Annotated in this window: 17 protein-coding genes, 4 tRNA genes and 2 pseudogenes; 16 read left to right on the top strand and 7 right to left on the bottom strand. The window is 45.3% G+C overall.

Going from position 1 to position 22,019, the window contains the following annotated elements:
- Positions 1-10 precede the first annotated feature (10 nt).
- Positions 11-376, top strand: a complete 366-nt coding sequence (gene rplQ / locus KUG37_RS03790; RefSeq protein ID WP_004281488.1) for a 50S ribosomal protein L17 — start codon at positions 11-13, stop codon at positions 374-376.
- A gap of 219 nt (positions 377-595) precedes the next feature.
- Positions 596-2,086, top strand: coding sequence for an NAD(P)/FAD-dependent oxidoreductase (locus tag KUG37_RS03785; RefSeq protein WP_216934575.1), 1,491 nt, complete (start codon positions 596-598; stop codon positions 2,084-2,086).
- A gap of 61 nt (positions 2,087-2,147) precedes the next feature.
- Here the strand turns inward: KUG37_RS03785 and KUG37_RS03780 are convergent, their stop codons facing one another.
- The gene (locus KUG37_RS03780; protein WP_216934577.1) at positions 2,148-3,320 is read right to left on the bottom strand and encodes an acyl-CoA dehydrogenase family protein; all 1,173 of its coding nucleotides are present in this window, start codon (positions 3,318-3,320) and stop codon (positions 2,148-2,150) included.
- A 186-nt stretch (positions 3,321-3,506) separates the two neighbouring features.
- Here KUG37_RS03780 and KUG37_RS03775 point away from each other — a divergent pair, with 186 nt between their 5' ends.
- The 5 genes from KUG37_RS03775 (at position 3,507) to KUG37_RS03755 (ending at position 8,836) form a co-directional block, all read left to right on the top strand.
- On the top strand, positions 3,507-3,764 hold the full coding sequence (locus KUG37_RS03775; RefSeq protein WP_216934579.1) for a succinate dehydrogenase assembly factor 2: 258 nt from the start codon (positions 3,507-3,509) through the stop codon (positions 3,762-3,764).
- On the top strand, positions 3,757-4,143 hold the full coding sequence (locus tag KUG37_RS03770) for a hypothetical protein (protein WP_216934581.1): 387 nt from the start codon (positions 3,757-3,759) through the stop codon (positions 4,141-4,143). The genes KUG37_RS03775 and KUG37_RS03770 overlap by 8 nt, the downstream gene beginning before the upstream one ends.
- A 535-nt stretch (positions 4,144-4,678) precedes the next feature.
- Positions 4,679-5,719 (top strand): hypothetical protein, encoded by a 1,041-nt coding sequence (locus tag KUG37_RS03765; protein ID WP_216934583.1) that lies wholly within the window; start codon positions 4,679-4,681, stop codon positions 5,717-5,719.
- Positions 5,720-5,783: 64 nt separating this feature from the next.
- Positions 5,784-6,356, top strand: coding sequence for a rhombosortase (gene rrtA, locus KUG37_RS03760; RefSeq protein WP_216934584.1), 573 nt, complete (start codon positions 5,784-5,786; stop codon positions 6,354-6,356).
- Between the two features lie 197 nt (positions 6,357-6,553).
- Positions 6,554-8,836: a TRAP transporter large permease subunit gene (locus KUG37_RS03755; RefSeq protein WP_216934585.1), complete on the top strand. Its 2,283-nt coding sequence runs from the start codon at positions 6,554-6,556 to the stop codon at positions 8,834-8,836.
- A 58-nt stretch (positions 8,837-8,894) separates the two neighbouring features.
- Here the strand turns inward: KUG37_RS03755 and KUG37_RS03750 are convergent, their stop codons facing one another.
- The 5 genes from KUG37_RS03750 to rnr form a co-directional block, all read right to left on the bottom strand.
- A complete protein-coding gene (locus KUG37_RS03750; RefSeq protein ID WP_216934586.1) occupies positions 8,895-9,776 on the bottom strand; it encodes a DMT family transporter in 882 nt (293 codons plus the stop codon).
- A gap of 55 nt (positions 9,777-9,831) precedes the next feature.
- The gene (locus KUG37_RS03745; protein WP_216934587.1) at positions 9,832-10,272 is read right to left on the bottom strand and encodes a hypothetical protein; all 441 of its coding nucleotides are present in this window, start codon (positions 10,270-10,272) and stop codon (positions 9,832-9,834) included.
- A gap of 17 nt (positions 10,273-10,289) precedes the next feature.
- Complete coding sequence (locus KUG37_RS03740; RefSeq protein ID WP_216934639.1) at positions 10,290-10,499, bottom strand: YheV family putative zinc ribbon protein; 210 nt, start codon at positions 10,497-10,499, stop codon at positions 10,290-10,292.
- 40 nt (positions 10,500-10,539) lie between these two features.
- Entirely contained in the window at positions 10,540-12,594 is a 2,055-nt protein-coding gene (locus KUG37_RS03735) for a M3 family metallopeptidase (protein ID WP_216934641.1), read from the bottom strand.
- 583 nt (positions 12,595-13,177) lie between these two features.
- Positions 13,178-15,625 carry a ribonuclease R gene (gene rnr / locus KUG37_RS03730; RefSeq protein ID WP_216940186.1) on the bottom strand — a complete coding sequence of 816 codons (2,448 nt, stop codon included), beginning with the start codon at positions 15,623-15,625 and terminating at the stop codon, positions 13,178-13,180.
- Between the two features lie 263 nt (positions 15,626-15,888).
- On the opposite strand from rnr, the gene KUG37_RS03725 reads away from it, so the two are divergent.
- The 5 genes from KUG37_RS03725 (at position 15,889) to KUG37_RS03705 (ending at position 17,283) form a co-directional block, all read left to right on the top strand.
- Positions 15,889-15,978: transfer RNA gene (locus KUG37_RS03725), tRNA-Ser, on the top strand.
- A gap of 16 nt (positions 15,979-15,994) precedes the next feature.
- Positions 15,995-16,071, top strand: a tRNA-Arg gene (locus KUG37_RS03720).
- Between the two features lie 48 nt (positions 16,072-16,119).
- Positions 16,120-16,196, top strand: a tRNA-Arg gene (locus KUG37_RS03715).
- A gap of 117 nt (positions 16,197-16,313) precedes the next feature.
- Positions 16,314-16,919 (top strand): dihydrofolate reductase family protein, encoded by a 606-nt coding sequence (locus tag KUG37_RS03710; RefSeq protein ID WP_216934590.1) that lies wholly within the window; start codon positions 16,314-16,316, stop codon positions 16,917-16,919.
- 287 nt (positions 16,920-17,206) lie between these two features.
- A tRNA-Arg gene (locus KUG37_RS03705) sits at positions 17,207-17,283 on the top strand.
- Positions 17,284-17,386: 103 nt separating this feature from the next.
- Here the strand turns inward: KUG37_RS03705 and KUG37_RS03700 are convergent.
- Positions 17,387-18,685: an SRPBCC family protein gene (locus KUG37_RS03700; RefSeq protein WP_216934592.1), complete on the bottom strand. Its 1,299-nt coding sequence runs from the start codon at positions 18,683-18,685 to the stop codon at positions 17,387-17,389.
- A gap of 158 nt (positions 18,686-18,843) precedes the next feature.
- Here KUG37_RS03700 and KUG37_RS03695 point away from each other — a divergent pair, with 158 nt between their 5' ends.
- The 4 genes and pseudogenes from KUG37_RS03695 to yddG all read left to right on the top strand — a co-directional run bounded on the left by KUG37_RS03695 (position 18,844) and on the right by yddG (position 21,993).
- A complete protein-coding gene (locus tag KUG37_RS03695) occupies positions 18,844-19,341 on the top strand; it encodes a YcxB family protein (protein ID WP_216934594.1) in 498 nt (165 codons plus the stop codon).
- A 31-nt stretch (positions 19,342-19,372) separates the two neighbouring features.
- Positions 19,373-20,014 (top strand): fumarylacetoacetate hydrolase family protein, encoded by a 642-nt coding sequence (locus KUG37_RS03690; RefSeq protein ID WP_216934596.1) that lies wholly within the window; start codon positions 19,373-19,375, stop codon positions 20,012-20,014.
- A gap of 155 nt (positions 20,015-20,169) precedes the next feature.
- A pseudogene (locus KUG37_RS03685) lies at positions 20,170-21,107 on the top strand (DMT family transporter).
- Positions 21,104-21,993 (top strand): annotated as a pseudogene (gene yddG, locus KUG37_RS03680) (aromatic amino acid DMT transporter YddG). Before KUG37_RS03685 ends, yddG begins: the two co-directional pseudogenes overlap by 4 nt.
- Positions 21,994-22,019 lie beyond the last annotated feature (26 nt).

The following is a 22,019-nucleotide window of genomic DNA, read 5'->3' as shown; positions in this document are numbered from 1 at the left end:
GACTATCACCATGCGTCATCGTAATAGTGGTGTGAAATTAGGCCGTACAAGCAGTCATCGTAAAGCGATGTTCCAAAACATGGCTAACTCTTTGTTCGAGCACGAGTTGATCAAAACAACTGTGCCTAAAGCTAAAGAGTTACGTCGTGTAGCTGAGCCTTTAATCACTTTAGCTAAAAACGATACAGTAGCAAACCGTCGTTTGGCGTTTGCTCGTACTCGTTCAGCAGCAACTGTTGGTAAATTATTTACCGTTCTTGGCCCTCGTTACAAAGAGCGTAACGGCGGTTATCTACGTGTTCTTAAAGCGGGCTTCCGTGCAGGTGATGCTGCACCGATGGCTTACGTTGAGCTAGTAGATCGCGAAGTTAACTAATTTCGTGAAGAATAACGCAAGTTGTTCGAAAAGGTCGGTTGAATAAACCGGCCTTTTTTAATGTCTGTACTTTTTATTTTAGTCTGACTTTTAATCTCGTATAACTGGATCTGGCCTCAAAAGATAAAAAAATAGCGCCTTTTTAATAAACTTGACATTGTGTATTGTCAATTTTGTGATTTAATAAAACAGATAGTATCGCTTAGGTAAAAGAACAATATGGAAAAGCAGGTAGATATTTTAATTGTGGGTGCGGGGATCTCGGGGATTGGTCTGGCAACGCATCTTTCTAAACATTGTCCACAACGCTCTTTTGACATTATTGAACGTCGTGAAAGTATTGGCGGCACTTGGGATCTGTTTAAATATCCGGGGATTCGTTCCGATTCGGATATGTCGACTTTTGGCTTTAATTTTAAACCATGGAAGAAAGAAAGTGTGCTTGCAGATGGCGCATCCATCAAAAACTATTTGACTGAAGTTGTAGAGGAATTTAAGCTTCAGCCGAAAATCCATTTTCAGCATCGTGTCTTAAGTGCTCATTATGATTCTGCGACCTGCAAATGGTCGGTAGAGATTGAGGACGCACAAGGCAAGAAGCAGACCTGGATTGCGAATTTCGTACTGGGCTGTACCGGTTATTACAACTATGACCAAGGTTTCCAGCCAGAGTTTCCCAATCAGAAGGCATTCAAAGGTGAATTTATTCATCCGCAACATTGGCCGGAAAATTTAAACTATAAAGGCAAAAAAGTGGTGATTATTGGCAGTGGTGCAACTGCAATTACTTTAGTTCCTGCGCTGGTTAAAGGTGGCGCAGGGCATGTCACCATGTTGCAGCGTTCTCCGACCTATATTGCCTCTGTGCCATCGGTTGATTTTATTTATTCAAAAATGCGTAAATATTTGCCTGAAGAGGTCGCCTATAAGCTAACGCGTGCGCGTAATATTGGCCTGCAGCGTGGGATTTATGCCTTGGCACAAAAACAGCCAAAATTATTAAAAACGCTTTTGCTTAAATCGGTAAAATTTCAGCTCAAAGGTAAAGTGGACATGAAGCACTTTACCCCAAATTATGAGCCTTGGGATCAGCGTCTATGTGTAGTCCCGGATGGTGATCTGTTTAAAATTTTACGTGAAGGACAGGCATCGGTTGCAACGGATCAGATAGATAGCTTTACAGAAACGGGAATCCAGCTGAAATCAGGTCAACATCTGGATGCTGATATTATTGTGTCTGCTACCGGTTTGAATATCCAGATTCTCGGCGGAATTCAGGCCACGGTAGATGGTCAGCCTGTCGATACCTCACAGCATATGTTGTATAGAGGAATCATGGTCAGTGACATACCAAATCAGGCGTTAATTATTGGCTATATTAATGCTTCTTGGACGCTTAAAGTCGACATCGCCGCTGAGTATATTTGCCGCCTATTGAACTATATGGATCAGCAAGGCTATACGGAAGTGATTGCTCAGGGAGATCAGAGTGAATTACTTCAGGATACCGTCATGGGAAGTCTCAGTTCCGGTTATATCGCCCGTGCTGCGGACGTAATGCCAAAGCAGGGTAAACATGCACCTTGGAAAGTTAGCAATAATTATCTGGCAGACCGCAAGGAACTCAAGCAGGCTTCGTTTGAAGATGCTGTGCTAAAATTTAAAAAAAACAGCAATGCTCTAAAGCATAAACCGCGTCTGGTTTCTTAAGTTTAGATTTTTGAATAAAGAAAAAAAGAGTCCCTAGGGACTCTTTTTTTCTTTATTCAGTTTAAAGCGAACGTGCGATGAGTTCTTTCATGATTTCATTGGTACCGGCATAAATCCGGTTGGCACGGTTGTCGATATAGGCACGGGCAATCGGATATTCCAGCATATAACCATAGCCTCCATGCAATTGCAGGCATTCATCTACGACCTTGCTATACATTTCTGAAATCTTATACTTGGCTGCTGCAGCAGCATCTACGCCTAGTGCCTGTTTAAGTTGCAGCTCCATACAGCGGTCCAGATAAGCGCGACAGACGTCAATTTCGGTACGTAGTTCTGCCAGTTTAAAACGGGTATTCTGAAAATGGCTGATGCTCTTGCCAAATGCCTGACGCTCCTTGGTATATTTCACCGTATGCGCGAAAGCGGCTTCAGCGCCTGCCTGACAGATAATCGCCACAATCAGGCGCTCCCAGGCCAGTTCTTTCATCAGCATCATAAAACCCATGCCCTGCAGGCCCAGCAGATTTTCTTTGGGAACACGGACATTATCAAAGAACAGCTCGCAAGTATCCTGGCCTTTCATGCCGATTTTATTCAGCGGTTTACCTTTGCTGAATCCGGCTCGATCGGCTTCGACCATAATCAATGAAAGATTGGCCGAGCCTTTGTCACTATTCCCCGTTTTACAGACCACAATCGCCATCTCGCAGAGATAGCCATTGGTAATAAAGATCTTGGATCCATTGATTACATAATCATCGCCATCCAGTACCGCAGAGGTACGCACTGCCTGTAAGTCAGAGCCGGTTCCCGGTTCGGTCATGGCAATGGCGGTAACTACTTCTCCAGATGCCATTTTCGGTAACCATTGCTGCTTTTGGACTTCATTACCAAAGTTCAGCAGATAATTGGCGACGATATCCGAATGCAGGGAAAAACCGGTGGCTGAATCTCCGGCATAGGCCTGTTCCTCAATCAAGATCATACTATACAGCCGATCCACCCCGGAGCCGCCATATTGCTCTGGCATAGTGGCGCAGAGCAACCCCAGCTCACCGGCTTTATTCCAGAGCTCTCGATCTACATGTTGCTGGTTTTCATAACGCTGGGTATGTGGAATGACTTCCTTTTCATAAAACTTGCGTACCGTCTCGCGAAAGGCCTCATGTTCGGCAGCAAATAATTGCCGAGGCAGCATCGGGGCAAGCGGACGAATGGCTGCAGATTGCATCTTGTTATTTCCTTATTCTGATCGCTTTGGCCTTAAAGTTAGGCCAAGCCAAGATCGGCAGCAATGAGCGAAATGTTCAAATGAGCTAAATCTGCTGATGCTTTTGGTCATTTCTCTGAAATCCCTCGAAATTCAGCAGGCGCTTCAGGTAAACTGTCCGGGTTTATAACGAGTTGGGGAAATTCGATGACTGATGATATTAGCTTGGAAGAGCGCAAAGTGATTTATCGTGCACGTCGTGGTCTAAAAGAACTGGATGTATATTTTGATCCCTACGTCAAAAACTACTACCTGAATGCCGAGCCTTTTGAAAAGCAGATGTTTGCAGAGCTGATTGAGCAGGAAGACCCGGATTTGCTGGACTGGTTTATGGAAGTTTCCGAGCCGCCACGTCCTGAACTGAAAGATTTTATCCAGAAGCTTAAATTTTACGTTCATGGATAATCGCTGCTTCAAGCTGAAACGCAGTTTGTGTGCATTGGCGTTTCAGCTTTTTATTTTTGCACTACTGATGTATCTGTTATATCAGTTGTTACCGATTGTGCTTTGGCTGCTGTGTGCCGTCATTGGACTGGTGATTTATCAGCTGTTTTATCGCAAGGCCCCCCAGATTGAGCAGTTTGAATATCTGGATGGACGCGAGTGGTCATTGACTGCTAAAGCACGACCTCTCCGTCGGGTATGCATTAGTCATGTAATTGATCATCAGGCTTATATTGTGGTGTATTTCCAGCATGCCAAGGCGAGACCTTTACTGATCTGGTGTGATCAATTGCCACTCAAGCAATGGAAATCTTTAAAAGTATTGACTAAATTAATCTAATTGTCAGACAAATGGGCATATAAGAATAAATTAAAATTACGATAAAACAGTCACTTAGAATATATCTGCTTTCTGCTTGTCGGACAAAAGACTCTATTAATCAATCATTAATATGAATTGTCTGACAATTTATCCCCTGTGTTTTATTTTTAGCCTGTACATTGATCACACCAACAGCAAATACGGGAGACCTTGATGGAATTTCCAGTGTGGATGTTTCTGATCGTAGCGATTGTTTTGGCCCTGGTAATTGGACGACTCGGGACGGTGCTGAAGGATAAATTTTCATCTTAATCAAGCAGGGTTAAACCACTTCTCTGCTTGTACAGTTAATAAGTAGCATGTGCTGAACCGTCGCAATGCTACTTTTTTTTGCCCAAAATTTAGGGTTCTCCTGAATGCAGTCAATTGCAGTGCGGCCATTTAATGGCAAAGTGTCTCGTCTAAATTAGAGTAAATACTCTTTTATTCACAAAATGCTTCTGATATCTTTAGTAGAAAGATGGACATAATCACAATTATAGAGGACAGGAAAATGTCAGGCGTCCGTAAAATATGCCAAGGTATGGCGACTATTGCAATAACAACAACAGTTTTGACGGGATGTTCCCAGGTCATTAAAACCGGTGCCAATGTTGCACTGGGTTTTACCGAAAACCATATCGTACCGCCGATTTTAGCGATGGATGATGCTGAAATGGTGTGCAACTCAGGGAATTCTTTAACTCCTGCCATTATGGCGACCAAAGAAATGGGTGCAGATCCAACCCGGGTGGCCGTACTGATGTATTCGGCTGCCGGTATTTGTGCCGAGCAGAAAGCACTGGAAGCCGAGTTACGCTATTTACGTGCTTCAAAAACCAATCAGGTGGCAGAAGCACAGGATGCCCGGATCGAGCAGAAGCGCTGGGCGGCACTGGCAGCGCAGCGTCAATATACCGGTTATCAGCTGTTTCAAAGCCGTTATGAAAAGAAATATCAAAAAGCCTTGGGTGAAGAATGCCCACGCATGAACAGTGATATGGAGCAAACGGTTTATCTGCTCGGTATGCTGAGCGGCTTGCAAGCCATGACCAATGATATTAACTCGGGTGGTGCAGTGCATGTACCGAAAGATATTGCTGCCGTGGTCGAGCGGGGCATGGTTTGTCTGGATAACGTGAAATTCTGGGGCGCTCCGAATGCCACCCGTGCGGTGATCTGGACCTTATTACCAGGTGCAGGGGACGGTAAGCCGGACCCTTACCAAACATTAAAACAATCTACACAAATTGGTGAGCAAAAAGGTGTACGTTTATCCCATGCCTTGTATGCCGTAGCGGCTCAGGCCAGTGGCGATGATGCCAAAGTCCGCGATGCTCTGAAAACTTTTGCTCAGGCCCGTACCCAAGAAAAACCTGTCAATCCACAATTCAAGCTGATTGACAGTATGGCTGCGATTATGGTCAGTGGCATATCAGATCGTTACTGGACAGAAAATACCGGTGTACGCAGTGGCGATGATGGCATGCAACGTTTCTGGGATGAATCAGACAGTTCTTCCGAACTTGATGATCTGTTCAGTGCAGATCTGTAAGCAGATACCATATAAGCTTCAGGAGTGAAGTCACACAAGATAGCGAGGGAGAGGCAATAAGCCGATGTTAGATCAACATTTTCGTCGAAAAATTATTTTTCTAGCGGCTTTTGTCTCTCTTTGTGCCTGTCTGCAAATCTTCAAGGACAGTTTCATTTATTGGCGAGAGAGTCTGCTTGGTGAATTCTGGCGACTGTGGACGGCGCACTGGGTCCATGTAGGCTGGACACATTATTTTCTCAATATTCTTGCCTTTATCTGTCTGCCTTTTATTTTTCCACGCGTTAATATCTGGCATTTTTCTGCCATTTTACTGATCTTGTCACCTTTGATCAGTCTGAGTTTTTATTTTTTCTTGCCCAATATTGAGGCATATGCAGGGTTGTCAGGAGTATTACACGGGGCCTATGTAGCAGTAGCCTGTGTGCATTTGCAGTATAAGCGGGAACGTGGATTTGCGGCGTTGGTGCTGTTTCTCATCTTGGCCAAACTGGTCTGGGAAAATACCATTGGTAATTCCGGAACAGCCCAACTCATTGGTAGTCCAGTGCTGGTAGAAGCACATTTACTGGGGGTGATCTGGGGGGTGATTCTGGCACTCATTTATATTGTGACCAATTATTTTAGGGATAGCTAAAGTGTAGGAATAGACAGCCACTTGGCAGAAAAAACTGAAAGAAAATATAAATTGTCATTTTTATTGTGCCGGTTTTCATGCAGATTCAAAACATAGAATAAATATCCTGACTTTTGAAAAGGAATTTTCGGGAGCAGAAGGCAAGATCAGCGATCTGGACCAAGCGTCAGGCCGCTAAAACAATAATAGGAAAACATATGCAAAATGATGATCAAAACAGATCAGGATTAGGTCTGTTGCGTTATATATGGACAGAGTGGATCTCGACCTTTGTCGTGCTGGTTTTACTTTTGCTCACTTTGATTATCGGCACCGGGGAAATGATTCACGGCCAGTTGCTGCGTATGGGCGAGCGTATTTACGGCGATCAGGCAAGCGGAATGCAATATTCATTTTTACGTGCTGAACCGACACGCCCACAATGTGAACGCAATATCAATGTCGATCAGCGTGTTCAGCAACAGATGAAAGCCGATGCGGCCGATGAATATGCCGATTTCTTCGGGGTACGTTCGCAAGCGGATGTCCGTGCTGCGGTGTTACAGGCACAGCAGGTCTGTGAAGAATCCTACCTGTTTTATGACAAAGCCATTCAGCATGTGGAAGCACATCCAAGTATTCGGGCTTATCGGACTTTTGAAACTTCTTTCTTTGGAATCTTCAAGTTCGGTACTGAAAACCGGGCTTTGCTCCTGGTCATCATGGTGGTTTTTGCTGCAATCAGCGCCACCCTAAAAACCCATCATATTGGTTTACGCAGTCCGAGCACGCGTATCGATTTTAGAGTCTACTCGGTGGCGATGCTGGCCGGTAATGCTTTTCTGGCATTTTCCTCCTATAGCCAGTATCAGTCTGTACTGAACTCGGGCGTGCCGATGGGGGAGATGAAGTACATCTACTGGCTGTGGATGATTCTGTTTAGCACGCTCACCTTGATCAGCCTGTATCAAGTGATCAAACAGCCAAAACCGACGCGTGAGGGTGGCAGTTTTGGTCTGGCCTTTCTAAGTGTGCCGCTGTACGCCTATATGGCCATTATCACCGGAATAAACTTCACGTTCTTTATGGACTATCCAATGGGACAGGGGATTTACCTTGGTCAATTGGTAGAGTTTTCCAGTATCTTCCTGAATCTGGCCTTGTTTATCTGGGCAGGGATGCTGCTGAAACAGACCCGTGTCGTGGATATGTTCCTGAACATTCTGCGTCCCTGGAATCTGGCTCCTGAAACCCTGACCTGGTTAATCTTGCTGGCAGCTGCATTACCGACTGCCTATACCGGTGCATCAGGGATTTTCGTGATTGCCGCAGGTGCAATCATTTACAAGGAGGTCTGGAATGCGGGTGGACGCCGTCAGTTTGCACTGGCCGCTACCGCAATGTCCGGTTCACTGGGCGTGGTCTTACGTCCTTGCCTGCTGATTGTCGTGGTGGCATCACTGAATAAAGAAGTGACCACCGACTTGCTATATCACTACGGGATCTATGTCTTCCTGCTCAGCTCGTCTTTATTTCTGGTAATTTCCCTGTTCATTGCAGAAAACAAATTCCGCATTGCTGCGCCAACTGTAGCAGCTCCTCAATCTGGTCGTGCCTTCATTGCGATTATTCCTTATATCGTGATTTTTATTCTGATCTGGTTATTCTACAAATATGCCTTGTCGACTAATCTGAATGAATTTACCGCACCGGTGATGATGCCCGTGATTCTGCTGATGATTGTTCTGTTCGACAAGTTACGCCATGAACCTGCGCCGTTACCGGCAGTGGGGCATTGGGATGAAACCTTGACCGCATCTTTAAATTCGCGAACAATCCCTGAACTGGCGACAGCAGGTGCTGCGGCGAATGCAGAATATCGTGAAGCTGAACATAGCGAGCAACAGGGCAAAGAACTGGCTGTTGATCATGGTGTACAGCGTTCAAAAGCGACCAAAATTTTGCGTCATGTCGGTTTCTGGAAATCCATGCATATTTCTACCAGTGAGACCGTGGGGCATATTGGTGCGCTGGTCATCCTGATGGCACTTTCAGTGAGTGTGGGTGGCTTGCTGGAACGTATGGAAATTATGGAAGCTTTCCCGACTGATATCAGCAGTACCATTCTGGTGATTTCACTGATTGTCGGTTTGATGATTTTTGTCGGGATGATCATGGATCCATTCGGCGCGGTGATTCTGATCTCGGCGACGGTTGCTCCAGTGGCTTACCAATATGGCATTCATCCGGTACATTTCTGGATGATTACCCTGATTGGCTTTGAATTGGGTTATGTGACGCCTCCGGTTGCACTGAATCATCTGCTGGCCAGACAGTCAATTGGCGATGCCGAGGTGGCCGAAGCGGATGCAGAAGTACGGCATCTGTCCTTCTACTACCGTTATGAACGCTGGATTTTGCCGGTGATTGTGCTGCTGCCTGCGATGCTGATCATTGCCTATGTACCTTATATCTTTAAGCTGTTCGGCTGGTATTCATAAAAGAGAAACAATAAAAAAGCACCTACGGGTGCTTTTTTATTTGATTTGAATTTCTTGATCAGATCTTGGATGAATCTAGGCGCTTTTGCAGTATCGGGCTACACAGCAGAATCGCGCAGAAAATCAGACCAAGCCCGATCAGGCTATATAGGTCCGGAACTTCATGCCAGAACAGAAAGCCCCACATGCCGGCAAAGAAAATCGCCACATAGTTGACGGGTCCAATCTGTCCTGCCGGAGCTAGCTTATAGGCATTGGACATGAAGAGCTGACTGAAATTGGCCAAAAGGCCAGCAGTGATCAGATAGCCGAGTTCTGTCAGAGTATAAGGCCGCCATAACCAGAACATCGGAATCACTGAAATCAGGGTGCCAATAAAACAGAAATAAAATACGATTTTTTCCGGTGAATCAGTTTTGGTCAGTGCTCGAACCGTAACAAAAGCCATTGCTGCCAGAAAGCTAGCACTCAAACCAATGACTGACATCAGATCGAATAAACCCGAATCCGGTTTGGCGACACAGAGTACTCCCACAAAACCAATGGCAGCGGCAGCTAAGATACTTGCTGTGATTTTTTCCTTGAGAAATAACCAGGCAATTAGCGGAATAAAAATCGGGGAAGAGTAGGTAAAGACCATGGCATTGGAGAGTTTCAAATGGGCAATGGCATAGAAAAAGCCGTACATGGCAATCAGGCCAACTACTGCGCGCCAGGTGTGCATCCACAGTTTTTCAGTCTTAAAAAAGCCAAGACCTTTATTGAAAATGAAGGGCAGGAAAATAAACAGTCCGACAAAATTGCGAAAGAACACTATGGTAGTATTATCAACCGTTGCTGAGGCATAACGGATACACACGCCCATGACTGAAAATAGAAAAGCAGAGCAGGTCAGTAAAAGAATGGCTTTAAGCAGATGTGGAGCGGTAGAGACAGACATGAAAGCAACTGAGCTAGAAGATCTCATGAGATTCTAGCTGAAATGCTGTGGAGATTTACTGGCTTTGAGCAAGTTGTGCTTCAAGTAACTTGATCTGTTCCTCTTTTAGTTGGATCAACTGGTCGACATCTTGGTGCTGCGCATCCAGTGTCACCTTTTGTTCATTGAGCTGAACTTGAATGTCCTCTAATTTGGCCACTTCTTCTTTGGCCAGACTGGCATTCTCGGGTACGGGTGCATCTAACAGCTGATCTGATACCAGTGCATTGCTTTCACTAGCCTCAACTGCTTTCGCTGCCGCCGTATCTTCTTTAGTGTTCGCCGTAGGTTTGACCGTCGGAACAGCCGCGATATCCTGCTGATGCATGCGTTCCGTTTCAGCTTCACCGGAAGATGCATTCAACCATTGATATAGCAACACCAATACAACGACAGTAACTAAAGCCCCCATAATCCCCATTAAAAGTTTGGGGTTATTTCTTTGTTCTACTGACATAGCTTGAACCTTGATTTTTATTTTACAGAACGAGGTTTAAACTGAATCACGCCAACTTCATCTGGAACAGCTGGTGTTTCTGGTTGGTCAACATATGTGGGACGATTTTCTTCATAACCACATTCAATACATTCGATCCATTCATCTGCACCAGAGGTTAGCATGACGACGCGATCCAACGCCTGACATTTTGGACATTTTGCGCCTGCAATGAAACGACGTTTAATGGTCATCATACTCACCTTGTGATCAACTTAAAAAGCTAGTTTAAGCGTTTTTAGAGCTATTCGTCCAACCCTGATGACGCAGCAATGCATCTATTTTTGGCTCACGTCCGCGGAAATTGATAAATGCGTCAAGTGCTTTATCTTTTCCGCCAACTGCGAGGATATTTTCCCTAAACTGCTTTCCGGTGGTGGTGTTAAAAATACCCTCGTTTTCGAAGCGGTCGAAGGCATCACTGGCCAAAACTTCGGCCCATTTATAAGAATAATATCCCGCTGCATAACCACCGGCAAAGATATGACTAAAGCTGTGCTGGAAACGGTTATAGTCAGTAGTGGGTAGAACCGAATACTTTTGGCGGATCTCGTTCAGGGTAGCCTGAACTTGTGCGGCATTTAGAGCCGGATTGGCACGGTGAATACTCAGGTCAAACAGGGCAAATTCAAGCTGACGCAGGGTTTGCATGCCAGACTGGAAAAAACGTGCATCGAGCAGGGCTTTGAGTAACTTGGCTGGCAAGGATTCTTTGGTTTCGATGTGTTCGCTGAGCAGATCCAGACTTTCCTGATCCCAAGCCCAGAATTCCATAAACTGGCTTGGCAGCTCGACGGCATCCCATGCCACGCCATGGGTACCTGCGACCGCAATATTGTCCACTTCAGTCAGCATATGATGCAGGCCGTGACCAAATTCATGGAACAGGGTAATCACTTCGTCGTGAGTGAGTAGCGCAGGTCGGCTACCGACGGGTGGGGTAAAATTACCCACCATATAGCAGATCGGTTTTTGCAGGCCATCACTGGTTTGCATGCGCGAACGGAAACCGCTCATCCAGGCACCGCCACGTTTGCCTTGGCGTGCATACAGATCGAAATAGAAACCGCCAATCACCTGACCCTGATCTTCCAGTTCGAAATAACGTGCATCTGGATGCCAAACCGGTGCGGCACGTTCAATCACCTGGATGCCATACAGTCGATTGACAATACTGAACAGGCCTTGCAGGATTTTCGGTGCAGGGAAGTAAGGTTTAAGCGCTTCCTGTGACAGGTTAAACTGCTGCATTTTCAGCTTTTCGGAATAATAGCTGCTGTCCCAAGGTTGCAGATCACTGATGCCATCTTCAGCAGCAATCGCTTTCAGCTCAGCAATTTCTTTCTCTGCAGGTGCACGGGCATGCTCTGCCAGATCACGCAAGAATTCGTCGACTGCTTCCACACCCGGTGCCATTTTGCTGGCTAACGACAATTCCGCATAATTATTAAAGCCAAGCAGTTTTGCCATTTCCAGACGCAGACTGAGGATTTCTTCGATCAAGGCGGTATTGTCAAACTCGCTCTGTTCAGACTGATCCGATGCGCGAGTGGTATAAGCCTTATACAGTTCTTCACGCAGAGGACGGTTTTCTGCATGGGTCATGATCGCCAGATAAGACGGGAAGTCCAGCGTAGCCACCGGTTGATCCAGCTCGCGTTGCTGACCATATTGTTTTAACAGCTCAATATTACTTGTAGATAAGCCTGCTAACTCATCTTCATTGAGCGGTCTGAAATAAGCTTGAGTTGCATCCAGCACATGGTTGGAGAAGTCTGAAGACAATTGTGACAGGCGCGCAGAAATTTCTGCAAAGCGTTTTTTAGCTTCACCTTCTAAAGCCACACCAGACAGTTTGAAATCACGCAGGGCCAGTTTAATCGCGCTTTGCTGTGCTGCGGGGAGTTCGCTAAAAATCGACGCGTCATGAATATGCTGATAGGTCTGATACAGCGCCGTATGTTGACCCAGTTGCGTATAGTATTCGCTTAGACTCGGCAAGAGTGCCTGATAGACTTCTCGGGTTTCCGCGTTATTCATCACTGCATTTAAATGCGACAGGATGCCCCAAGACTCACTCATATTGTTTTCGAGCGTGTCGACATGTTCCAGTGTAGCCAGCTGCTCCTGTACAGAAGTAGGGGTTTCAGTGAGTTCATTCAGGAATTTTTGTCCTTCGGCGATACAGCTTTCAATTTTTTGCTTTAGCTCTGCCAGCGTAATCTGATCAAATTGTGGAACAGGCAAAGTTGCCTTTTCTAAAGTCATGTTGGTCTGCCAAATTAATTTTCAGTGTTAGTTCTACAAGTAAGGCTTCTTGATAGAGAAATCAAGCCTCAGTTGCTATTTACTCTGTATTGTTTGTACTTGCTCTATGGTTCGGATATCTTGAGCCAAAGTTCCGAGGCGGCCTTGGATAATCGATAGTTTTATTTTAAGTAGTGCATCTTTATAGAATTGATATTCGGAAAAATTAAGTCTAAAGATACGCGTTTTGGCAGAGGGCGTTTTAATAATAGGCCACGCTATTTTTGTATGCATTCGATCGGATGGCTGTCGCTGGGATGGATTTTGAATCACCGAAAATCAAGGTGTGAAACCGAGACAGATAAAATGGGATTAATCCCGAGGATAAAAATAAAGAGTAGGGAGGATAAAAATAAAAAGTAGAACCTAGGTCGTTACCGTATCTTGTTCGACGAGCATGCAATTATCAATCTTGGCTTTGATATAATACATCAAAGTAAAATGATAGGCCTAAATAAAGCAGAGTCGCTAGAATGAGACCAAAAAACTTGATGCTATTTGTGGCCGTAAAGTTTAAATAAAAAAAGAGCGCCGTAGCGCTCTTTTTTAACAGTCAAAATTATTCAGTCTTGGCTTTCGCGTTCGCCTTTTTCTTTTTGACCTTGGCCTTTTTCTTTACTTTATCTTTAACCTTTGCTTCAGGCTTTGCTGTAGATTTTTTAACAGGCTGTTTGCTGTAAGAGCTGGGCTTTCCTTTACCTTTTTTGCGTCGTATGGGCTGTTCCCCATCGGCATTCAGGTTAGATTTAGACTCACGTTCATTATTGCCAAACACTTCTTCTTTCGCGGCGGGACGTGCAACCGGTTTTTTCTCGCTCACGCGCGGTGCACGGGCACGAATGGCACGGCCGCCATGGCTGAGCTGCTGCACCAGTTCAAAGTCGATCTTGCGCTCTTCTTGATTGACGCCAGCCACCTTGATCTTGACTTCATCGCCTAAACCAAAGACTTGTCCACGGTTCTGGCCAACGAGATTCTGACTGCTTTGATCGAATACAAAGAAGTCATCACCCAACTGGCTGACATGCACCATACCATCGACATACAGGTCTTTTAGCGTCACAAACAGGCCAAATTCTGCCGTCGCACTAATGATGCCGACAAATTCTTCGCCCAGATGCTGCTGCATATAATGACATTTTAACCAGGTCGTCACCGAGCGCGATGCTTCATCTGCACGACGCTCTGTGGCAGAGAAATGTGCACCGGCTTCCTCTAAAGCACCACCTGAAAGCGGAGATGGCTTGTGATTTAAATGCGCTTTGATCGCACGATGCAATAACAGATCCGGATAACGGCGAATTGGTGAAGTGAAATGTGTATAGGCTTCATAAGCCAGACCGTAATGGCCAGCATTGTTGGCACCATAATAGGCCTGCATCATGGAGCGTAATAACACTGCATGAATGCTTGGCGCATCAATCCGGTCTTTGGTCGCTTCAATGACCGCCTGATAATCTTCTTGAGTTGGCTGTTCAGGGAATTTCAAACCGAGCAGCTTGACGAAGTCACGGACTTTCTGAATCCGCGAGAACTCAGGTGGCTCATGCACGCGGTACAACATCGGAATTTCATTTTTCAATGCATATTCTGCGGCTGCAACGTTGGCCAGCAACATACATTCTTCAATCAGCTTATGCGCATCATTACGGGTGCGTGGCAAAATTTCTTTAATTCCGCCAAGTTCGTCGAAGGTCATGTAAGTTTCAACGGTTTCGAATTCCATGGCATGACGTTCAGCACGTAAACCTTTTAGGACCTGATAGAGCTGGAACAGGGTGTTGATTGACTTGCGAACTTCGCGGTCTTCGGTAATGGCTTGGCTGTCGCCTTCCAGATACTGTGCGACCTGATCATAAGTCAGACGTGCTTTGGAGTGCATTACAGACGGATAGAACTCAAAACCGGTAACGCGGCCAGCACGTGACAGTTTTAAATCACAGACCATACATAAACGGTCAACCGCTGGATTTAAAGAACACAGGCCATTTGACAGTGCTTCAGGCAGCATCGGTAAAACGAAATGCGGGAAGTAGACAGAAGTTCCGCGTTCTTGAGCTTCATCATCCAGTGGTTTGCCTGGACGTACATAATGACTGACATCGGCAATCGCCACGACCACACGATAGCCACCACCCGGACGTTTTTCGGCATAAACCGCATCATCAAAGTCACGTGCATCTTCACCATCAATCGTGACCAAGGCTAAATCACGCAGATCAACCCGGCCTTCACGGTCTTTTGCGGTTGGCTCTTTAAAGCTTTCGGCTTCTTTGATGACTTCTTCCGGAAATTCATAAGGCAGACCATATTCTAAAATGGTTTGCGGAATAATGATTTCGGTATCGGCCTTGTCCGCCATGGACTGCACAATATGACCCGTCGCAAATTCTTCCCGGGTCGGATAGCGATCAATCGCCACACGAACTGAATCACCCAGATTGACTTGGGCATGTTCAATCAGTTCTTTCTCAAGGGTAATCGGCTGATGCGCATTCGGGCTGGCCGGCTGGATAAAGTATTCACCATCATAGAGAGATACCTTACCGATGATCTCTTTAACGCGGTGCTGTATAACTTCAGTAATATAACCCCAGGCCTTGCCTTTACGGTCTACCGAAGTCTGACGTACTTTGACACGGTCACCATTAAAGACCTGGCGTAATTCACGCTCAGCCAATAATAGATCGTCCTGGCCAGTAATGTTGGCAGTTCCCATCCCGCGGGAATTGATATAAACCGTTGCTTCATATTCAGGCTGTTCGACGGCAATCTGAAATTTATAACCATCTTTCATGAGTTGACCATCACGAACCATCGCAATTAAACGATGACTCAGCGCATCAATACTTTTTTGATCTGCAATTTCGAAATGTTCCACCAGGTCTGCATGCGACTGGGCATTGTTCTTTTCGATGATTTCTAAAATTAGCGTACGGCTTGGGATAGGGTTGTCATAACGTTCGGCTTCAGCTTTTGCTTCAGGATCGACCCAGTTTTTCATCATGTCTTTAAATTTATCTTAGGAGATAGGATTAGCATAAAACATGTGTGCACAGACTGCACGTAAATGATTGCAATAATCCGTTTAAGTTTTCAATTTTCTGTTAATTTTCGATAACTGGACATTTCTGCAGTTTTTTTATCAGCAAAATGCACGAAAAATACCGAAATCGTTTAAAAAGTATGTAAACGAGCAAAAATATGCACTTTTTTTTGATACTGCGCTTGCAGTGCCATGCCGAAATTTGTATTATGGCCGCACGTTACGGTGAGATGGGTGAGTGGCTGAAACCACGTCCCTGCTAAGGACGCATACGGGTAACTGTATCGAGGGTTCGAATCCCTCTCTCACCGCCACGCTTACTTATATCACGCGCTCATAGCTCAGCTGGATAGAGCACTTGGCTACGAACTAAGGGGTCGGGAGTTCGAATCTCTCTGAGCGCACCAAGTAAGTTAAGCAGAAAAACGTATAGCCAACCTAGGCACACAAGTTACGCGCTCATAGCTCAGCTGGATAGAGCACTTGGCTACGAACTAAGGGGTCGGGAGTTCGAATCTCTCTGAGCGCACCAACTTGAACAATCAACCGCATATCTTGCGGTTTTTTTGTGCCTAAAATTTACAGAAACCATATACAGCACGTGCTAAAAATAAGTCCAAGCCAGTCAATAAAAATAAAGGCAATCGTGATGAGAAAAATCATTGTCCAGGAATTTCTGACCCTAGATAGCGTGATGCAGGCGCCCGGCGGCCCAGAAGAAGATACATCCAGTGGTTTTCAATATGGTGGTTGGGTGGCACCGTATTTTACGGTTGAACCTGATCCCATATTTGATGTCATTATGCAAAAATGGATGCAGCCCGGCGATATTCTTTTGGGAAAAAATACCTTTCAGATTTTTAAAGCTTACTGGCCCAAGCACACTGAAGACTGGCCAGGAATTAATGACGTCAATAAATATGTTCTGTCTAGCAGTCTGGAGTACTCGGACTGGCAAAATACCCTTTTTCTGAAAAGTATTGATGATGTGATCAATCTTAAAGCATTAGGAGATGGGGATATTCGCGTTTATGGTAGTGCTGCCGTAGTACAGGAGCTTTTTAAATATGAGCTTGTGGATGAACTTTGTCTGCTGACTTTTCCAATTATCCTGGGGGTTGGCAAACGCTTGTTTAGTGATGAATCAATACCCGCAGCTTTTCAGTTGACAGATCACCTGGCCAGTTCAAATGGTGTTGTGTTTACGCATTATCAAAAGGCAGGAGAGGTAACAACTGGAACAATAGCCGAGTGATAAATCATGCAAGACCGAAGGTCTTTTTATGTTTGAATTTTACTCTAGGTAGATGCCTAGTTTAGAATCTTGATAGCGGACTTATTGCGCCATGCTGTGATTCTTTAGAAAATCCGGTTTGCTGCTTGAATTGATTAAGTGCTTTTAACTCTAAATCCGCAGAAGTTTTCAGCAGAAATTTGTAAATATTGCTGCATCGTTTAATTACTGTACATTCAGTTGTGGTTTTATTAAAAAACACTTAACAAGGATGAAAAAACTCGTATAATGCACCCCATCAAGACGTCGCGCTCATAGCTCAGCTGGATAGAGCACTTGGCTACGAACTAAGGGGTCGGGAGTTCGAATCTCTCTGAGCGCACCAATCTTGAGAAGAATTCTGAAAAAACCGCACAGTGATGCGGTTTTTTTACGTCTGTGATTTTTAAATTTTTCATATAAAAAACCAATAACTGCCTGTTTCCTCATCATCTTAATTTTTGCTGCACTTTCAATGCATAAACGGTATTGCCACCCACTGCAGGCAAAACGTCGTGATAAGGCATACTGCGCATGGCTCTTAATAAGAACGGTGCCTGATCATGAATCTTCATGCTGCTGGTGATTTGAAATAACGTGCCTTGTGATTGTGGCAATAAGCGCATGCCACCTTTGACAAACTTTAAGTCGCCGCCATTGGCATTAAACTGATTTTGCAGGGAATCGGGTTGGTAAAAACGCATCTTGAAGTTAAATGGAATCTGAATCACCCCTAAGCCCACCGAAACCTTATAATTGGCATCCACACTCTGGGTATTCACCGGATTGAGTTCGACTTTCTTGATCTGCCGAGGAAACAGTTGCTGGGTCGCTTCAGCCGTTAACCAGGGCCGCAATTTTTCGACCGGATGCGCAAAATATTGATAGGTACTGCTAAATCTTAAATTTTCTGACGTTTTTCCTTCTTTGACCTGATAGTTCGGCAAAATGAAACTGACCGGTTGGCCGGACTTCTGGCTGAGCTGGGCTATTTTCTGTAGCTGTTGAGGAGTGAATTTCAGCTGTGGAACTGAGGTCGCTAGTGCAGCAGCATGCTCGGCTTTAAAGCGTTGTTGCAGTGCTTCCAGCAGGAATGCATTGGTACTGGGAGGAATGCCAAGTTTGGCTTCTGGTAGTGCATTGAGAATTTTACTGAACAGAAAACCTTTGGGTTGATTCAGGTCGCCCCATTGGGTGACTGTCACCAAGGTTTTGTGCGAACCCAATGCAAACCATTCCAGTTTTCCTGCCCCATAGGGAATCGGGGCATCAATAATCAGGGTGCTGATACTGTTATCACCCAGATGATGCTGCATCACCACGGTTTCTTTAAAGTTCAAGACCGGAATTGGGGTCGGAATATGTACCTGATATTTGACCTGCTGAATCGAACCCTGCTGCTCCAGCACCTTGGCCGACTTTAAGGTCGGAAACAGACCTACATAATTGGGATAATGTTGCAGTAATTTCTCAACCTGAGCTTCAGCCACAGGTAATACCACAGCGGCACTATAATATTGAGCCCTGCTGGCTGCATTACTATTTAAGGTGGGAAGCCGAGTATGACTTGATGGATGTGCATAAATCAGAATCCGCTCACCGGTTAACTCTGCCAATTGTTGAGCATTGCCTTGATACGCACTGAGACTGCTCGGCAGTTCGGCATTCCAGGGGATAATCCTGGCCAGTGCTGTGGCCGCTGTTCCCAAAAGGGTACCGATGACTATGCATTGCTTTAATCCGTTCATTCAGCATCCTGTTGCATATTTTTTGTTTTAATTGCTGTTTATTTAAAACCAAATGCACGTATTTCCAAAGCAAAGTTATGTAATTGATGCAACAGGCCGTAAGCGCTTTGTATATTTTGCTATAGTATTGGGCAAGATTTTATTTTTGATGTGATGCTATGACTGAGTCAGCACCGACTTTATCGACCCGTTATTTTCTGACTTTAGAGGAATCTCAGGATGGTTTTGCCTTGGCGACTTTTGGCAAAAAGCAGATTTCACGTTTTCTGACACCGCTGGTCAGTATTGGAATTATTATCTGGGGTTTCTCGATGGGCTTTGATGGGGTCGGACGTTATTACGTGGCTTTGGGAGCATTCTTTCTGCTCCTGCAAGGCATTATGCGTTACTGGTTCCTGCCGATGATGTTTAAGCGCCAGTTTGTTAAATATCAGTTTGGTAAAAGTGAACAGGGCATTGATCTGTATCAGGACTATGCTGAAATTTTTAATAATGAGCGTAGCAAGCTGGTGCCGTATAGTGAAGTGCAGAATTTTGCTGTCGGAAAACTGACCTATATGCTGGAATTGAAAAACCGTACCGTCATCATTGTGCCAAAACGTGCCTTTAAGGACAGTACTGAACAAAGCATATTCGAGAATACATTTAAAAAATAATTCAGATATCTAGCAAAGGGAAGTTTTGATCATGAGCACACGTCCATCCAAAATCGTTTGTGTGGGTCGCAGTTATGCCGATCATGCCAAAGAACTCGGAAATGCGATTCCTGATCGTCCGGTATTATTTATCAAACCGCCGAGTGCCTTAAGTTCACTTGAGGCAGGGATTGCATGGAATCCGCAATGGGGTAACTGCCATTATGAATGTGAACTCAGCTTGCGTATTGACCGGACCTTAAGTAAAGAAAACAACCCTGTAAAAGCACTTGAAGCTGTGGGCGCCGTGACTTTAGGTCTGGACTTGACCTTGCGTGAATTACAGGATGATCTCAAGAAAAAAGGCCAGCCCTGGGAACGTGCCAAAGCCTTTGACGGCTCATGCCTGTTGTCAGACTGGATTCCGGTCGCCGATGTGATCACAGACTGGAAAGATGTGCACTACACTTTGGAAGTGAATGATGAACTGCGTCAGAAAGGTGATACCGCTTTATTGATTTTTGATATTGCCACCTTGCTGGCAGATATCAGTCAGGTCTTTACTTTGGAAGAAGGCGACGTAGTGATGACGGGTACACCCGCAGGTGTGGCGGCATTGCACGCAGGCGATCAGTTGAAAATGACCCTGAAAGGCCAGTCTCAGGATTATGTCTGGACGACCTTTGTTAAATAAGCCGGACGTTTTATTGTTCGATTTAAAGGACTGCAAATGCAGTCCTTTTTTATCTTTCGTTAAGCCTTTTAAATGCCTTGCAAGATAATGGAAAAATGTTGTTTTGTGGCAGAGAAGACTATGGTCAGCATTTTTAAGCGGTCACAGGAGGAAGTGTGAAACAGCGTCAGGCGCTAGATGCCAAAGCATCTGCCACCATGTTTGTATTGTGTATGTTGTGGGGTTTGCAACAGGTGGTGCTGAAGTGGGCTGCCAGTGATATTTCAGCCTTGATGCAAATTGCTTTGCGTTCAGCCTTGTCTGCGCTGATGGTTTATCCCTTGATTCCGCAAAGTGTACGCTGTCAACTCTGGAATGTAAGCTATTTGCCTGCAGGACTACTGGTGGGTGTGCTGTTTGCGACCGAGTTTTATCTGATTGGAGAAGCACTGCGTTATACCTCAGCCTCGCATACCATTGTTTTACTCTATACCGCACCCATTTTTGTGGCTTTGGGCTTGAGCTGGAAATTGCCGGCAGAACGTTTGTCTGCCATGCAGTGGGGCGGGATTTTTCTGGCCTTTAGCGGCATTGTGGTCAGCTTTTTGTTGCGTCCCCAAACAGCATCAGCTTTACAAGGCGATGCTTTATGGGGAGATTTCCTGGCTTTACTCGGTGGCATATTCTGGGCAGCCACTACAGTCAGTGTACGTCTGAGCCGGTTGGCGGAAGCACCTGCGACCCAGACACTGTTTATCAATTATTGATGGGCGGCATCCTGTTACTGCCTCTGGCTGTTCTGACTGGGCAAGCAGCCATTCAATGGACGGCATTGTTTATTTCCAGTCTGATTTTTCATACCGTGGTGATTTCCTTTGCCAGTTATCTGATCTGGTTCTGGATGTTAAAACATTATCTGGCATCACGGCTTGGGGTGTTTTCCTTTTTGACCCCTGTATTTGGCATGCTATTCGGGGTGCTGATTTTGGATGAACATATCGAAAGCAATTTTATTATTGGTACCTGTATGGTCATGCTGGGCGTGATTCTAGTCAGCTTGCAGGGATGGCTGAAAAAACCAAATAGCAATAGACGCATTCAAGAGCAAGCATGAAAACCTGGTCTGTAAATTTGGCCACCTGGATTGGCTTGTCATCAATACTGATCTGGGCCAGTCTGGTGGCCGTAGTGAAACTGATTACCGAATCCACCAGTTCCGTGCAGGGGGTTGCCTTAATTTATAGTTTTAGCAGTCTGGCGATTCTGGCACTCACCGGTATTCCAAAAATCACGCAAATGTCCAAGCGCTATCTGTTCGGTTGTGGGGCTTTATTTGTGGCTTATGAGATTCTGTTTCTGGTTGCTGTAGCATGGGGCGGATCATTGTGAACAGGTCATGCTGATTGCCATTATTAATTATCTATAGCCTCCCTTGATGATTGTCTTTTCGATTTTTGCCCGGCAGTTACAGGCCCGCCTCTGGGTGATTCCAGGCTTTCTGCTTGCCGTGGTAGGGCTGATGCTGGTGGGTCAATCCAGATATCACCAATCTACCAAAATTGCTGCGGATTTTAGCTGAAAATCCTTGGGCCTATGGTTTCGCTTTTCTCGGTGCTTTATTGTGGCCCTGCTATTGCGTCCTGACCAGAACATATGGCCGGGGACAAAATGGTGTACCGATTTTCTTTGTAGTTGCCGTGATCAGCTTATGGCTTTTGCATCTGGGGCTGGATGAACCGTTTATCATGCCATCAGTTAAGCTATGGCTGGGAACTGCGGTGGTGGGGAGCCTGATTGGCATCGCCTATAGTAACTGGAATCAGAGTCTGCAGTTTGGCAACATCAAGGTGCTGATTTTAGCCACCTATTTTATGCCGATTCTTTCTTCAGTCCTGTCCATGTTGATTCTGAATATCAGGCCTGACTTCAGTTTCTGGATGGGTACTGGCTTGGTGACTGCAGGCGCGATAGTCTGCTGGAAATCTACAGCTACCAGTTAAAAAATCCTCTCAAGTGAGAGGATTTC

Origin of the sequence: Acinetobacter sp. BY419, from assembly GCF_019038395.1 — a bacterium.
GTDB lineage: Bacteria > Pseudomonadota > Gammaproteobacteria > Pseudomonadales > Moraxellaceae > Acinetobacter.
Note: the sequence above shows the minus strand (reverse complement) of the source record. Positions and strands in the feature narration are given on the sequence as shown.

Bases quoted from the DNA above. Each gene is read 5' to 3' on its own strand.
- KUG37_RS03780 (WP_216934577.1), bottom strand. From the start codon at position 3,320: ATGCAATCTGCAGCCATTCGTCCGCTTGCCCCGATGCTGCCTCGGCAA.
- KUG37_RS03770 (WP_216934581.1), top strand. From the start codon at position 3,757: ATGGATAATCGCTGCTTCAAGCTGAAACGCAGTTTGTGTGCATTGGCG.
- KUG37_RS03775 (WP_216934579.1), top strand. From the start codon at position 3,507: ATGACTGATGATATTAGCTTGGAAGAGCGCAAAGTGATTTATCGTGCA.
- KUG37_RS03710 (WP_216934590.1), top strand. From the start codon at position 16,314: ATGAGAAAAATCATTGTCCAGGAATTTCTGACCCTAGATAGCGTGATG.
- KUG37_RS03785 (WP_216934575.1), top strand. From the start codon at position 596: ATGGAAAAGCAGGTAGATATTTTAATTGTGGGTGCGGGGATCTCGGGG.
- rrtA (WP_216934584.1), top strand. From the start codon at position 5,784: ATGTTAGATCAACATTTTCGTCGAAAAATTATTTTTCTAGCGGCTTTT.
- KUG37_RS03695 (WP_216934594.1), top strand. From the start codon at position 18,844: ATGACTGAGTCAGCACCGACTTTATCGACCCGTTATTTTCTGACTTTA.
- KUG37_RS03745 (WP_216934587.1), bottom strand. From the start codon at position 10,272: ATGTCAGTAGAACAAAGAAATAACCCCAAACTTTTAATGGGGATTATG.
- rplQ (WP_004281488.1), top strand. From the start codon at position 11: ATGCGTCATCGTAATAGTGGTGTGAAATTAGGCCGTACAAGCAGTCAT.
- KUG37_RS03755 (WP_216934585.1), top strand. From the start codon at position 6,554: ATGCAAAATGATGATCAAAACAGATCAGGATTAGGTCTGTTGCGTTAT.
- KUG37_RS03765 (WP_216934583.1), top strand. From the start codon at position 4,679: ATGTCAGGCGTCCGTAAAATATGCCAAGGTATGGCGACTATTGCAATA.
- rnr (WP_216940186.1), bottom strand. From the start codon at position 15,625: ATGATGAAAAACTGGGTCGATCCTGAAGCAAAAGCTGAAGCCGAACGT.
- KUG37_RS03750 (WP_216934586.1), bottom strand. From the start codon at position 9,776: ATGTCTGTCTCTACCGCTCCACATCTGCTTAAAGCCATTCTTTTACTG.
- KUG37_RS03700 (WP_216934592.1), bottom strand. From the start codon at position 18,685: ATGAACGGATTAAAGCAATGCATAGTCATCGGTACCCTTTTGGGAACA.
- KUG37_RS03690 (WP_216934596.1), top strand. From the start codon at position 19,373: ATGAGCACACGTCCATCCAAAATCGTTTGTGTGGGTCGCAGTTATGCC.